Source organism: Collinsella aerofaciens (assembly GCF_025289055.1).
Lineage (GTDB): Bacteria > Actinomycetota > Coriobacteriia > Coriobacteriales > Coriobacteriaceae > Collinsella.
This window is the reverse complement of record NZ_JAESIQ010000015.1, coordinates 1-12,908: the sequence shown is the minus strand read 5'-3', so window position 1 is coordinate 12,908 and position 12,908 is coordinate 1. Positions and strand designations below refer to the sequence as shown.

The window sequence follows — 12,908 nt, the reverse complement described above, 5'->3', positions numbered from 1 at the left end:
TGGTTGCGATGTGCAAAATCGCGAGTATTCAGCACCAGTTCGGCCGTAGATGGTAGCTCGAGCGGCTGGCTTTGCCTTTTTGACAGTAGTTAATCCACACGCTTAATAAAAATGTGGAATAAATATTTACTAGACGGCCTCTTCGCCCTAAAAGTTCGTCTAACAATCGGCCGATTCTATGTCTCCGGCGGAGAAATTGCAGAATACTCCGATTTTTGCACGGCCCGAGGGGGACCACCTGTCGTTTGAGGCTGCGATAAGTGGAACTGCCTTAGGGATTACGCCATCGGGATGCGGTCGTGGTTGACTTGGCTGTAGAACAGGCGCTGAATCTCTGCCGCGTCACGTGACTGGCCGAGTGCCCACATGGTTTTGGCCACGAGCGTCTCGGTGGTCATGTCATCGCCGCGCAGAATGCCCGGATGATCGGCGTAAGCGCGGCCGACCTCATAAACGCCCAGATCGAGGCCCTCTTCGGGGACCTGCGTGGTCATAACGACGGTGCGACCCGAATCGACCCAGCGGAAAATTGCCTCCTGGAATGACTCGCCGGACTCGCCAAACTCGGGAATACCGCCAATGCCAAAGGTCTCAAGAATTACAGCATCGTAGCTATCGGCTAGGGCGTCCAGGATACCCGGGTTCACGCCGGGCGTAAGCTTAAGGACAAACACGCGCGGGTCGATGCTGTCGTAGAAACGCACCGGGTTTTCGCCCTGATGAGTGCCGTGGAGCCCGTTGCGCACGATGCGGTCGTTGCGGATGTAGGCAATGGGCGGATAGTTGACGCTAATGAACGCGTTAAAGCTCATGGTGCGCTGCTTGCGGGCGCGCGTGCCGGCAATGGCGACGCCGCCAAACACGATCGAGACGTCGTGCGAATGCTCGTCGAGCGCATAGAGCAGACTCTGGTACAGATTGAGCTTGGCGTCGGTAAAAGGGTTGCCCATGGGCTTTTGCGAACCGGTGAGTACGATGGGCTTGGGGCTGTCCTGAATCAGATAGGAAAGCGCCGCCGCGGTGTAGCTCATGGTGTCGGTGCCGTGCAGAATCACGAAACCGTCGTGATCGGCATAGCCTTCGACGATGACATCGCGGATGCGCATCCAGTCGCTCGGGCGCATATTGGTACTGTCGATGTTCATGGGCTGTACCACGTCGAGCTCGCAGAGGTCCGAGATCTCGGGGATGCTCTGGGCGAGCTCCTCACCGGTCAGGGCGGGGGAGAGGCCGTTGCCGTCCTCGGTCGATGCGATGGTGCCGCCCGTGGCGATGAGAAGGATGCGCTTCATGCTGGTATTCCTATCGTATTTGCCGCCGCAAGGGCGGAGTCGTTCGGCAGTATTGTGGCACAGGGCGTCCAATGTTCAAACGTATTACATCATCTGTAACGTTTGGTAACACTTCAATTGCCGTCAAATAGGGGCCCAGGTCGTGCGTTTGCCGTGCGCTGATGGCTGCGAGGGACGAGAAACCCCATATAACGTGTACACTATGGAGGTTATTTTCGTTCATTCACGCGGGTGGGCACCGGCTCCCCGCCAACAAGAGGGGGAAACCATGGATCAAAAGGCTTCCGCAAAGGTCCTCGTACTCGACTTTGGTGCGCAGTACGGTCAGCTCATTGCCCGTCGCGTCCGCGATCTCAACGTGTATTCCGAGATTGTCCCCTGCGACATCTCGGCCGACGAGATTCGCGATATGAACGCCTCCGCGCTCATCCTTTCTGGCGGCCCGGCCTCCGTGTACGCCGAGGACGCTCCGTCCATCGATCCTGCCATCTTTGACCTGGGCCTTCCCGTCCTGGGCTTCTGCTACGGCCATCAGATCACGGCTGTGACGCTCGGCGGCAAGGTCGGCCACTCCGAGGTGGGCGAGTACGGCCGCGCCACCATCACGCGCACGGCCGGCGCCAAGCTCTTTAACTCCACGCCTATGGAGCAGACCGTGTGGATGAGCCACCGCGACGCCGTTTCCGAGGTGCCCGAGGGCTTTACCGTTACCGCCAGCACCGACGTGTGCCCGGTTGCTGCCATGGAGTGTCCCGAGCGCAAGATCTTCACCACGCAGTTCCACCCCGAGGTCAAGCACTCCGAGTACGGTCAGCAGCTGCTGAGCAACTTCCTGTTTGAGATCTGCGGCCTGGAGCCCAACTGGAGTATGGACAACCTGGTCGAGACCATGACGGCCGAGTTCCGCGAGAAGGTCGGCGACGACCGCGTGATTCTGGCCCTGTCCGGTGGCGTCGACTCCTCCGTCGTGGCTGCGCTGGGCGCTCGCGCCGTGGGCAAGCAGATGACCTGCGTGTTCATCAACCACGGCCTGCTGCGCAAGGGCGAGCCCGAGCAGGTGGAGGAGGTCTTCACCAAGCAGTTCGATGTCGACTTTATCCACGTTCACGCCGAGGACCGTTATGCCGAGCTTCTGGCCGGTGTGACCGAGCCCGAGGAGAAGCGCCGCATCATCGGTACGCAGTTCTGGAAAGAGTTCTTTGCCGTGGCGCAGCAGCTCGAGACCGATGGCAAGCCGGTCAAGTACCTGGCTCAGGGCACCATCTATCCCGACATCATCGAGTCCGGCGCTCGCAAGACGGGCGGCAAGACGGCCACCATCAAGAGCCACCACAACCTGATCCCGTTCCCCAAGGGCGTGCACTTCGACCTCATTGAGCCGCTCGATCATTTCTTTAAGGACGAGGTCCGCGCGCTTGGTCTGGCGCTCGGCCTGCCGGGTCACATCGTGTTCCGCCAGCCCTTCCCGGGCCCGGGTCTGGCCATCCGCATCATCGGTGCGGTCGATAAGGAGAAGCTCGAGATCCTCAAGAACGCCGACGCTATCGTGCGCGAGGAGCTGGATGCCTACAACCAGCGTCTGTTTGAGCAGACCGGCGAGCGCAACTCCGAGCACAGCTGCTGGCAGTATTTCGCGGTCCTGCCTGACATCAAGTCCGTTGGCGTTATGGGCGACGAGCGCACCTACCAGCGCCCGATCATCCTGCGTGCCGTCGAGTCCAGCGATGCCATGACCGCCGACTGGGCCAAACTGCCTTACGACGTCCTGGCCCGCATCTCCGGCCGTATCGTGGCCGAGGTTCCCGGCGCCAACCGCGTGTGCTACGACATCACGTCCAAGCCGCCCGCGACCATCGAGTGGGAGTGATTTTCGGGGTCTGACACTTCTCAACACCATCTTCCAAAAACTGACATTTCCGCAGGTCAAGAAAGGGTTTCGTTCGATTCGGACGGAGCCCTTTCTCACAGAGGAAATAGACGAACGATCTCCAGTTAAAAGCCAGTCTTGGTAGCTTCTCCGATTTTACCAAAGCAGCCTATGGCTACTCGATGAGTGGTGCGCAAACGTGAAGCAGCCTGGTGCCGATACCGTCCCGCGAGCCGGTCGACGACTATGCGTCGTGGGCGAGCTCCTCGAGATGCCCAAGCGCGATTTCCAGCCAGTCGAGCTCTCGCTCGCAAGGCCCCATCGACCAATGCGTAATGTACCGGCACTGCGAGAAGACCGCGTTGCCGAGCGTTTGTACATCGTCGATGTGCGCAAGCTCGCGCCTGAGGCCCTGTGCATCATGCAAGGCGAGCCCGTAAAGCTCTTCATACGAGTGACCGCAATCCATCTCGAAGCCAAACTCCTGGAAGCGCGCCGCCCAGTCGTCGCGCTCGAGTGCGGCGGCACCACGTTCCTCGATCGCAAGCCTCAGCTTGCGAGCGTACTTTGCAACGTTATGAGGTTCCATCGCGGCGACTCCTTGATTCGAATAAGATGGGCTTGTGGTATCGAGGGCACGTAGCGCATCGCCCTCCTGCTCCTGCGGGGCATGCGCTACGGTCAGTTCAGGACGTGACCGAACGCCGCTACTGTTTCGTCAGATGCCCGGTCGGGCACCTCCTTGCCCATTGCCTGCTCGATGACGTCGAGGAGCCTCTTCGCGCGATCTAGGAAGAACGCGTCGAAGTCATCGGCGGCGAGGGCGTCGTAGTCGATGAGGTGCGACTCAACACGCCTACGGAGCTCATCACCGTCGATCTGCTCATCCTTCATGATCTTCGGCAGGTACTTCGAAGGGGCAACACCCCCGATCTCCCGGTTAGTGCGCGCGATGAGCGGGGTCTTGTTCACGATGGAGTTCCACTTCGTCCGTTCGAGCCCCGTCCTCTCACAGTACGCACGCGGGAAGATGTGGTGGATGTCCGGCGGGGTCTCCATCGACTTCACCGTGGTCATTGGTGCGCCGTCGACGAAATCGAGGCAGTTCTCGCGGAACACGAGGGCCATGACCCCCTTATAGGCGGCGCTGTTTCTGGTCTGAAGGCCCAGCAGGCGCGTGGACTGGAAGTAGGCGGCGTTCACGGTGCGCATCTGCGAGTCGGCGCCCTCTATCGCCGCAACCAGGTCCTCGATGTCGTTGGCGTAACGCGTCTCGTTGGCGCCACCGTACATCTCCCCGAAGATCCCGCACCACAGCCACCGGCGGAGGATTGCCTTCACGGGCTGCCGGTCGAACGCCTTGCGCCCGATGTAGGCGCAGGTGGCCGCGAGAGGGATGAGCTGCGTCGTATAGGGAAGGTCGCGCATGCGGAAGACGCACTCGCCGATGAGCAAATCGCGCGCCATGTCGAACCCGTCCAACAGCGCGTCCAGGTTGGCGACGTAGTCCTCGTAGCGCAGCGCCAGAACGTCCTTCTTCTTGCAGCTGGTGCTGCCCTTGGTGCCGGCGCGCTTCGCGCGATACGTCGTGTAGAGCGTCATGGAGGTCAGAAACGTGGTCTCGTCGACGCCCTGCATGAGATCCGTTCTGATGTCCTTGCTTTCGGCGCAAATACGCGGGCGCACGACCTTGTTCCAATTCCCACGCAGGTCGAAGTCATAGGTGGCGAAGGCAGCCGTCACGAGCTCGAACACGGTAAGAGAGACACCTCCCGTGTTCACGTTCTCGAAGACCTTGCAGACCGCCTCACGGGGCGTCGTCTTGTCCAAGGTGATGACCGGAATCTTGTAGTCCTCCATCGTCCTGAGGACATTCTCTTTGAAATCCTTCCAAAGGGCGTACTCTTCGGACTTGAGACCATAGTGTTCAATGAACTCTGTAAACCAGTCGTCACGCCCCTGGGAGTCGAAAACGAGATTGGCGGGAAACATGAGCTCCTCGATTTCGCGCTCGCGGCTCGTGAGGTCGAGGACGATCTTGCGGCCGATGTCCTCGGTGACGACGCGCTTGTCCGATATGGAGGCAATCGCATCCTCGCGGTCTTCCTCCGGATCGAGGCACCTGCGCATGTTGAGGTAGTAGAAGCGGCTGAGCTTCTGGCCGCGCTCGTTCGAGGTGCTGACGGGGTCTTTCCCGAAAAGCGAGCAGTAGAGCGAGGTGAGACGCTGCTGGCCGTCGAGAACGAGGTAGTTGGGCTCGCGGGAGATGCCGTGCGTTCCCTCGAAGGCGCGGTACTTCAGCCTCACCTCGCTGCCGCCGCACTCGAGCCTCATGAGGGCTCCCATCGGATACCCCTGCGTCAAGCTCGCGATGATGTTCCTGATGCGCCCGTCATCCCACGTCCAGCTACGCTGGAACTCCGGGAGCTGATGCGTCCCCTTGCCAACCCCTTCGAGAAGCTCGCCGAGCGAGGTGTCATATGATTTGGGCGCCGCTATAGCCATATAGGCTCCTTCGAGGTAAATGGGAGTGATACCGGTGTATTACAATTGCCTGTAAACTCTTATTTTACAATGCGTAGCCTATATTGAGAACACGACGAGAAGAGCGGTGCAGCTACGAGGTGCCACATCCCACCACCACCCGCTGCCCGTCGAAGGTCGCCCGCAGCCCACCCGCCTCCGCTCTGTTGCGCGCACGGCTCGGAAACCGCCCCGCCCTGCGCGGAGAGCGTCACTCACGGCCATGCCCGCCGCTCCGGCTGTGTATTGCTCCGCGGTTCGGGCCAGCCAGCTCCGCCTGCGTGTTGCTCCCGGCTCAGGTCAGCCGGCTGCGCCGTCTGCCCTTCGCGGCGGTTCGTGGATCCCCAGGGCGCAGACGATGTCGCCGCTGGAAAGGCCGTCCGCCTTGCGGCAGATCGCCTCGTCAGCCATCTCCTGCGTCAGCTTCGGACGCCTTGCCATGCGTATCACCCCCGTGAAACTCGTCAGTTCTCTCACGGTGGATTCTCGCGGCACGTCACAAAGGCATGGAAAAGGCGGAGCCGTGTCCCGTCGTTTCCGTCGGGGCGTGCTCCGCCTTCCCCCATATTCTATCGCCTAGCGACGCTCCCGCTTCCTAACGCGCCAACTGGCTAAACAGAGACGATGTTATCCCTGCTGCGTTCTTTGCCATCTTCCCCGATCCAGCGCGTCTTGACCGTGAATTTGCTGGTAGAGCCGTCGGCAAAGAAGATGGTTTCATCGAAGCTCTCGCCAGGTTCGAGCCGCTCGTAAGGCTCTTTATCCTGTATGAAAGCATAGGGTCCGGCATTCTCGTCATACTCACAGGTAACATTGGTTACGGTGGTGCCACCCGTGTTCGAAACTCGTATGCGGTGCCCTTTTAATCCAATACGGACGTAGCGGGCTTCCACCTTGGAGGATGATCTTCTCTCTGCGGCTTCTTCCTCTCTCTGAAGCTGCAACTCATGAAGTTTGAGCTGCAGATTCTCAAGCTGCTCGCCTCGCTTCTTGTCATGCAGGCTCAGCCTGTAGTTCAAAACGAAAGAAACGACGGCGAGGATAAGGCTGAGCGCCGATATGACGATGGGGGCAAAGGTGATTAATTGCGAATCTCCAGTCATTTGACCTTCCAGCCCTTTCGCTTCAGCGCCTTCTTCAAATCCTTCGAAAGCGCCGAAATGATGTCGTCGCCCATATCCTGGATTGTCGCGTCGATTGATGCCGAGTTCGCTTCAGTAAGCTGATCTCTGGAGATTGCCACTCCACAATGCGCGCAGATGAAACGTCGCTCATCAGCCGAGTCCTGATCTTGGCCAGATACCTCGGAGAACTCAGTGCAGCCACACGTGGGGCATGAAAGTGGCACCTGCACAGATAAGTCGTCCATGAATCACCTCAATACAGTTCAGTTGGCCGGTATTCCAATATGTGCAATTTTACCGCTGACAAGGCGTGAGATTGGAGGCGAGCATGGCCGACACGCAAGAGCTCAACCCTTCCGCTCCCGCCGTCCCTTCAGCCCGTACTTCCTGCACAGGCGAGAGTTGCGCTGCCGCATCATGTCCCGCTTGCGCCGTACCTCGTCGAGCTCGGCGGACTCCTCCGCGTGCGTCCGCTCGCGCTCGAGCTACTCGTTGAAGGCGCGCTCCTGCTCCAGGTGGTAGCGCTCGGTGCATCTGGGCGGGTCTACGAACAGCAGGTTGACGATAAAAATAGGGCAGAATCGCGCTCGCAATCCCGCCCATGAAACCCATGGGTTTTGACATCTGAGGCTATTCTAGCAAACCCAGCGATTCCGATAGGACGGCCTCCAGGTGCCGGGGCGCTTTTCCCCGGCGTTACTGTATCTCGGGGTCTTTCCCGAAAGAGGCGAGCCGCTTCGTCGGCGAGCGCGGTCCGGCACCCTGCGCGACCCGCCGGGCGCGTCCGCGCCGCTCTGCTAGGAGAGCCGTTTCCTCGCGAGCTGCTTCAGGTAGGACTGCCTGAAGTCCCGGCGCGTTAGTCGGTAACGTTCCGGGCAAGAACGGAGTCTAGGATGTCGTGCAGCACGACCGCGACGAGGTAGAGGCCCTCGGAGAGGTCCTGGTCCCCGGATTCGTTGATATAGAGGTTCAAGCGGCCCGGCAAGATTAATCTCCAGAAAAAGGAAATGGCGAGGTACGTACCTCGCCAATCTGACACCTAGGGCTTCCGCCTTTCGGCAGGCTTATTCTGCCACCGTTTGGACCGGGCTTCAAGGTGGCCTGGTTCCGAGTGCTGCATTTTGCGGCTGACGGTGCCCGAACGCCTCGCCCGTTGGTCGGTGAGCTCCGCGGCGCTGGGCGCCTTCTGGGCAATCGGAGGATGCATCGGACGAGATCGGCCGTTGAGGGCCCCGCTGCCTCCGGATGCGTTCCAGCTGGCGCAGGATTATTCCGCTGGTGGCAGATGGCTTGGAAGTGACGTCGGGAAACTGCCTCTCCGACGAGCTGTTTGCGCAGGTCATCTCAATTATTCCCGAAAGTTGCCGATTATTCTCACCAGCCCGCCCGGACCTTGCGCGCTGGAGAAACCGGCTTGCCCGCGCTTCTGGCGCCGGCGATTATTCCTCACGGTCGTTTCCGCAGGTAGGATGGTCCGCCGGCGTGTACCGGCTGCCGTCACGGGCATGGGTGGCGCAACCCGTGTACCATTCCCGGAACCGGCTGGTGCACGGGTTTCGGGCGCTTTCCGGGCGCCGGGGGATAAGCGAAACTGCAGGTGAGAGCGCGAGTTGGTACAAGAAGCGGCACTCGATTTGATCATCGAGTGGGAATGACGAAGGGGTGCATTTCCCCAGTCGTCTTTTGGTTGTTTTTGGATTGATTCTCTTAGCATTTCTTACGTCCGATTATGATGGTTTACACGCAAGCCTTTTGTGACTTGTATGCGAGATTCGGATGGCTCCTGCGACTGCGGGAGCCATTCTTTATAGGCGAGTCGTTAAACCGCAGCTTCAGCTCCTGGAACTCGACGTCACGACCGGTGAGGGAGAGCGTCGCGTACTCGCTTGCCCTGCCCTGCTTGGCGAGCACGAAGGTCGAGTCCGCGCTGCCGGTGGTGCACGTGGTGCCCGACACGGTGTTGAAAACGTCGTCGTCGCCCGTCTTGCGCGTGTGGTGCACCGCGAGGATCGCCAGCACATACTCGTCTGCGAAGCCCTTGAGCGCGCGCACCTTCTGCAGGGTGTCGACGATCACGAGACCGGTGTCCTCGTGCCCCTCCGCGAAATCGTCCAGCTGATCCACGAGCCCGTCGGCGATGCTTCGCGAGTTGAGCGCGAAGCAGAGGCGCTCGCTCGCCGTGTCGGAGAGGCCCCACATGCGGCCCTGGATGCGCGCGAGCGTGTCCTCGAGCGCCAGATAGAGCACGCCGCACCGGCGCGTGGCATAGCCCCAGAAGGGCCTGCCAGCGCTCACGGCGAGCGCTAGGTCGAGCACGAGCCAGCTCTTACCGATCTTCGGGGCTCCGGTGAGCAGGTGCAGGCCCGCCGGCATCAGGTCCTCCACCACCCACACGGGCTCGCGGCGGGGCTGCTGGATGAGCCAGTTGGCATCGACGGTCTGAAGCGGCTCGACCACGTCAGTCGCCCCGCTCCATGCTCGCCATGGCGTCGTCGGCCATCGTAGCCTCGGGGATCGCCTCCGGGCTTCCCAGCCCCTCCAGCGTGCGCGCCAGCACGCCCATGGCCTCCCGCAGCTCGAGCGGCACCTCGCGGGCGTCGTCGAGCCGCCTGAGCTCTTCTAGGACCTCGCGCGATGTATCCTCCAGGGCCTCAGCACCCGCGAGGAGGGCACCACCACGACGTCGCGGCAGAGGAGCCGCCGCATGATGTAGTCCTGCTTGGAAAGCCCGCCCAGCGCCACCAGCGCGTCGAGCTCGCGCGCCTCCTCGTCCGACGCGCGGAACGCCACCGTGCGGCTGCGTCAGCGCCCGCACCTGTCGTTGCTCCTCATGCTCATCTCTTTCCTCCCGCCTTCTCGAGGTCCGCCGCCATGCTGGTCTGCACGCTCGGGAACATGTGCGCGTACGTCAGCGTCACCTCGCTGCTCTCATGCCCCAGCCTGTCGGCGATCGCCACGGCAGAGTAGCCCATGTCGATGAGCAGCGACACGTGGGAATGCCGCAGGTCGTGGATGCGGATGCGCTTCACGCCGGCGGCGCGCGAGCCACGGTCCATCTTGTGGTGCAGGTAGCCCTTCGTGAACGCGAAGACGCGCTCACTTGCGCCCTTCGGGAAGAGCTGCAGGTGGTCGCGCACCTCGTCTGCCAGAAACCTGGGCATCAGGATCCTGCGCTCGGACTTCTTCGTCTTAGGCGATGTGACAACGTCTCTGCACTGCAGGCGCTGGTAGCTCTTGGTGATGCTCACCATGGGGCGCGCGGGGTCGAGGTCGAAATTCGCGGGCGTGAGCGCCAGCAGCTCGCCCACACGCACGCCGGTCCAGTACAGGACCTCGAACGCCAGGAACGAGTCGGGCTTGTCCATAACCTCGCGCGAGAACTCCAGGTACTCGTCCTTGGTCCAGTAGAGCATCTCGCCGGCGCGCTTGGAGCCGATGCGCTCGACCTTGTGCATGGGGTTGGAGCGCAGACCGTAGAGCCTGACTGCGTGGTTCATGATGGCGCTCATCTGGTTGGTGATGGAGTGCAGGTAGGTGGGGGAATAGGGCCTGCCCTCCCCGTCGGTCATGGCCAGCAGCTCGTTCTGGCACTTCACGATGTCAGCGGGCGTGATGGCGTTGACGGCCTTGTCCTCGAAGTACGGTATGGTCTTGGTACGCACCATGTGTTCCTTGCTAAGCCACGTGCTGAGCTTCAGGCGTGGCTTCACGTCCTCGGTGTAGACGTCGAAGAAGTCGCCGAAGCGCATGTCGATGGCGCCGGCGCTGCGGGCGGCGAAGTCGCGCTCCCACGCGAGCGTCGAGGCGCGCGACTTGAAGCTGCGCTTGGTCTTCTTGCGGCGCGCGCCCTGCCAGTCGCGGTGCCAGCACTGCACAGTCCACGTGCCGCGCTCGGGGTCCTTAGTCACGGCCATTGCGCTCCGCCCCCTCGGTGTTCGGCAGCGTGAACAGGCGCTGCTCTAGGTACGATTCGCTCACCTTGCCCGGGATGGTGATGTTGCCGGCAGCGGCCATCTCCTCGTTGAGCCGGCTGATGAGCTTGTAGGCGTAGGACCTCGACACTTTCAGCCTTCGCATGAGTCCGTGGCGCCCAGCATCCTCTCTTCCATGTGTCCTCCTTCCGTCGCTTGCGCAACCTTACGTATCCATAATCATCTGCTGCGCACTGTAGCATCACGATTACGTAAGGTCAACGTAAATCCACTATGTCCTTACGAAAATGTGATGTATCATGGCTCCAGAGGGCTTACAGGGACTTAAGTAGCGAGAAGGGGCTTGCATGAGGCCGAGCGAGAAGGACCGCAAAGAGGTCGGCGCGAAGATCCGGGAGGTCAGGGAGCGCAGGGGCATGACCCAGCGCGAGCTGGCCGAGAAGGCGGGGCTCACTGAGTCCGCCATGCGCAGCTATGAGCTGGGCTACCGCATGCCCAGCGAGACGCAGGTGAAGCTCATGGCCAAAGCGCTGGGCGTGAAGCCCGAGGCGTTTGCGGACTGCAAGACGAGGACGCACCCCGAGGTGATCCACCTGCTGTTCCAGCTGGAGGACGCGCATGGGCTAGAGCCCGTAAAGGGCGAGGCCGCGATTCGCGCGACAAGGCCGGGGTCGGCCATCGAGCTCGCCCTCATCGACTGGGGCGAGAAGCGCGCCGAACTCGAAGCCGGGAAGATCACCCAGGAGGAGTACGAGGACTGGAAGGACTCGTACTCGCCGGGGAAGAAGGTTCTGTAGATTGGACGATTGAATGCCTGCTGAATTCAATGCGGAAAGGGCTCAGTTCTACCCGTCAAACGACCTTGCATATGCTTGGTTTAAAGATCGAGTCATTGAGGTCCTAACAACTTGGCAAGATGCGGACATCAAAGATATAAACGATTGCATAGAAGTTCACGAATGCAAACGAACCATCGAGGTTCACGAACATATCTTCTCCGAGAGCCAGATTGACGTTTTACATAGTAGGGCACGTACTCTTTTTGGACTTGCCTGCAAGCATGCATCGCTTCTCTTAAAAACTGCTTCAATAACGGACTTGTATGGCATGCTTGAGATTCAGTACTGCGAACAAATCTGGGATTTCTTGGTCGCTTCTGATCTCTATAAGCAGATCGATTGCGATGACTTCTTGAGGCTATTGCTCGGCAATCCCCATACATTTGGAGATATCGTTAAGCACAAGCCCTTGGTAGATGCGTTTGATTCCGAAATCACTAGTGCGTTTATCGACAACGCCAATATTGCCGCTGAACTAATAATCAGGTTGCTTGGTTCGGATAACCATTTTGACGGGTATATCGTGCTTCCAAAATCGCTGAAGAACCCTGCAATAGATGAAATGATGCTCTCTTATTTGGAGAGCCCCAACGCAAACCTTAACCATGTACGCGTCCTAGAGACCTGGCCGCGTGAAGCTCTCAATGCATACAAGCCTTCTGCCGATGTTTTGGTTAGCGCAAAGAAGTCCGCATCGAGATTGACTGCCGAGTTATTCCAAAGTGACGCAATCACATCAATGAGATACGGCGTCGGCGTTCTTATTTCGCCGGATCAGAAGCCATGCAAGGGAATCGCTGTAAAAGGCAGCACTTATACCCTCTCATTCAGCGCTGAATGGCTTTCTGCATATACAGATCCTGGAACTATTTTGAACAACTTCATCTATGTGTTTGATTTCGTAGATTCACACGGCTTGCTGATGGCGCCTTCTAACAAGCACGAACGCAATGCCCTCGTAGAAACTCTTGGCGTACATGTTCGCGAAGAGTATCCAAAGAGTATGAGCTTCAATATGCGCAACACTCAAGCCTTGTCAATCGTCCTAGCATACAGAAGGTTTCTTCTGGAAGCTGGAACTAGATTAGAAGAAGCAGTGGAGTGGTTTTTCAATGACTACATTGAAGATGAGTTTGGCATTTCAGGCTTCTCGATTAGCTTGCCGACCGAAGAAACTAGCATGTTTGATAAGTGCAAATCAATCGGACCCGAAATTGAGAGAGTCGTTAAAGCGTTTCAGCTGTTCGTCGATCGCGGTGAAATTGACAGCGACTATTGGGGGTGCGGACAGAAAGTTGGACCGTGGGGCGGTCCGGACTGGAGGTTCGCAT

13 protein-coding genes are annotated in these 12,908 nt (G+C 59.6%); 3 read left to right on the top strand and 10 right to left on the bottom strand.

Features of this window, described 5'->3' with window-relative positions; all coding sequences use genetic code 11:
* Window positions 1-278: 278 nt before the first annotated feature.
* Window positions 279-1,292, bottom strand: a complete 1,014-nt coding sequence (locus tag JMJ97_RS05695) for an asparaginase (RefSeq protein WP_260699471.1) — start codon at window positions 1,290-1,292, stop codon at window positions 279-281.
* A gap of 268 nt (window positions 1,293-1,560) precedes the next feature.
* Between JMJ97_RS05695 and guaA the strand changes: the two genes are divergently transcribed.
* A complete protein-coding gene (gene guaA / locus JMJ97_RS05690; protein WP_260699470.1) occupies window positions 1,561-3,159 on the top strand; it encodes a glutamine-hydrolyzing GMP synthase in 1,599 nt (532 codons plus the stop codon).
* A 244-nt stretch (window positions 3,160-3,403) separates the two neighbouring features.
* Here the strand turns inward: guaA and JMJ97_RS05685 are convergent, their stop codons facing one another.
* The 9 genes from JMJ97_RS05685 to JMJ97_RS05650 form a co-directional block, all read right to left on the bottom strand.
* A complete protein-coding gene (locus JMJ97_RS05685; protein ID WP_260699469.1) occupies window positions 3,404-3,748 on the bottom strand; it encodes a hypothetical protein in 345 nt (114 codons plus the stop codon).
* Window positions 3,749-3,840: 92 nt separating this feature from the next.
* A complete protein-coding gene (locus JMJ97_RS05680; RefSeq protein ID WP_260699467.1) occupies window positions 3,841-5,664 on the bottom strand; it encodes a GmrSD restriction endonuclease domain-containing protein in 1,824 nt (607 codons plus the stop codon).
* A 629-nt stretch (window positions 5,665-6,293) separates the two neighbouring features.
* Complete coding sequence (locus JMJ97_RS05675; protein ID WP_260699466.1) at window positions 6,294-6,785, bottom strand: hypothetical protein; 492 nt, start codon at window positions 6,783-6,785, stop codon at window positions 6,294-6,296.
* Window positions 6,782-7,051, bottom strand: a complete 270-nt coding sequence (locus tag JMJ97_RS05670; RefSeq protein ID WP_196031589.1) for an ECs_2282 family putative zinc-binding protein — start codon at window positions 7,049-7,051, stop codon at window positions 6,782-6,784. Before JMJ97_RS05670 ends, JMJ97_RS05675 begins: the two co-directional genes overlap by 4 nt.
* 611 nt (window positions 7,052-7,662) lie before the next feature.
* A complete protein-coding gene (locus JMJ97_RS05665) occupies window positions 7,663-7,791 on the bottom strand; it encodes a hypothetical protein (protein WP_260699462.1) in 129 nt (42 codons plus the stop codon).
* A 752-nt stretch (window positions 7,792-8,543) separates the two neighbouring features.
* Window positions 8,544-9,263: an AAA family ATPase gene (locus JMJ97_RS05660; protein WP_260699460.1), complete on the bottom strand. Its 720-nt coding sequence runs from the start codon at window positions 9,261-9,263 to the stop codon at window positions 8,544-8,546.
* Between the two features lie 162 nt (window positions 9,264-9,425).
* Window positions 9,426-9,596 carry a hypothetical protein gene (locus JMJ97_RS09670; protein WP_368136846.1) on the bottom strand — a complete coding sequence of 57 codons (171 nt, stop codon included), beginning with the start codon at window positions 9,594-9,596 and terminating at the stop codon, window positions 9,426-9,428.
* 44 nt (window positions 9,597-9,640) lie between these two features.
* Window positions 9,641-10,720 (bottom strand): site-specific integrase, encoded by a 1,080-nt coding sequence (locus tag JMJ97_RS05655; protein WP_260699459.1) that lies wholly within the window; start codon window positions 10,718-10,720, stop codon window positions 9,641-9,643.
* Window positions 10,707-10,883: a DNA-binding protein gene (locus tag JMJ97_RS05650; protein ID WP_230318635.1), complete on the bottom strand. Its 177-nt coding sequence runs from the start codon at window positions 10,881-10,883 to the stop codon at window positions 10,707-10,709. Before JMJ97_RS05650 ends, JMJ97_RS05655 begins: the two co-directional genes overlap by 14 nt.
* A gap of 202 nt (window positions 10,884-11,085) precedes the next feature.
* Between JMJ97_RS05650 and JMJ97_RS05645 the strand changes: the two genes are divergently transcribed.
* Both JMJ97_RS05645 and JMJ97_RS05640 read left to right on the top strand, forming a co-directional pair.
* The gene (locus tag JMJ97_RS05645) at window positions 11,086-11,535 is read left to right on the top strand and encodes a helix-turn-helix domain-containing protein (RefSeq protein WP_260699458.1); all 450 of its coding nucleotides are present in this window, start codon (window positions 11,086-11,088) and stop codon (window positions 11,533-11,535) included.
* Window positions 11,536-11,548: 13 nt separating this feature from the next.
* Window positions 11,549-12,908 (top strand): hypothetical protein (locus JMJ97_RS05640; protein WP_260699457.1); only part of this gene is annotated, 1,360 nt, incomplete at its 3' end.

Bases quoted from the DNA above. Each gene is read 5' to 3' on its own strand.
- JMJ97_RS05650 (WP_230318635.1), bottom strand. From the start codon at position 10,883: ATGCGAAGGCTGAAAGTGTCGAGGTCCTACGCCTACAAGCTCATCAGC.
- JMJ97_RS05680 (WP_260699467.1), bottom strand. From the start codon at position 5,664: ATGGCTATAGCGGCGCCCAAATCATATGACACCTCGCTCGGCGAGCTT.
- JMJ97_RS05655 (WP_260699459.1), bottom strand. From the start codon at position 10,720: ATGGCCGTGACTAAGGACCCCGAGCGCGGCACGTGGACTGTGCAGTGC.
- guaA (WP_260699470.1), top strand. From the start codon at position 1,561: ATGGATCAAAAGGCTTCCGCAAAGGTCCTCGTACTCGACTTTGGTGCG.
- JMJ97_RS05675 (WP_260699466.1), bottom strand. From the start codon at position 6,785: ATGACTGGAGATTCGCAATTAATCACCTTTGCCCCCATCGTCATATCG.
- JMJ97_RS05670 (WP_196031589.1), bottom strand. From the start codon at position 7,051: ATGGACGACTTATCTGTGCAGGTGCCACTTTCATGCCCCACGTGTGGC.
- JMJ97_RS05685 (WP_260699469.1), bottom strand. From the start codon at position 3,748: ATGGAACCTCATAACGTTGCAAAGTACGCTCGCAAGCTGAGGCTTGCG.
- JMJ97_RS05645 (WP_260699458.1), top strand. From the start codon at position 11,086: ATGAGGCCGAGCGAGAAGGACCGCAAAGAGGTCGGCGCGAAGATCCGG.
- JMJ97_RS05695 (WP_260699471.1), bottom strand. From the start codon at position 1,292: ATGAAGCGCATCCTTCTCATCGCCACGGGCGGCACCATCGCATCGACC.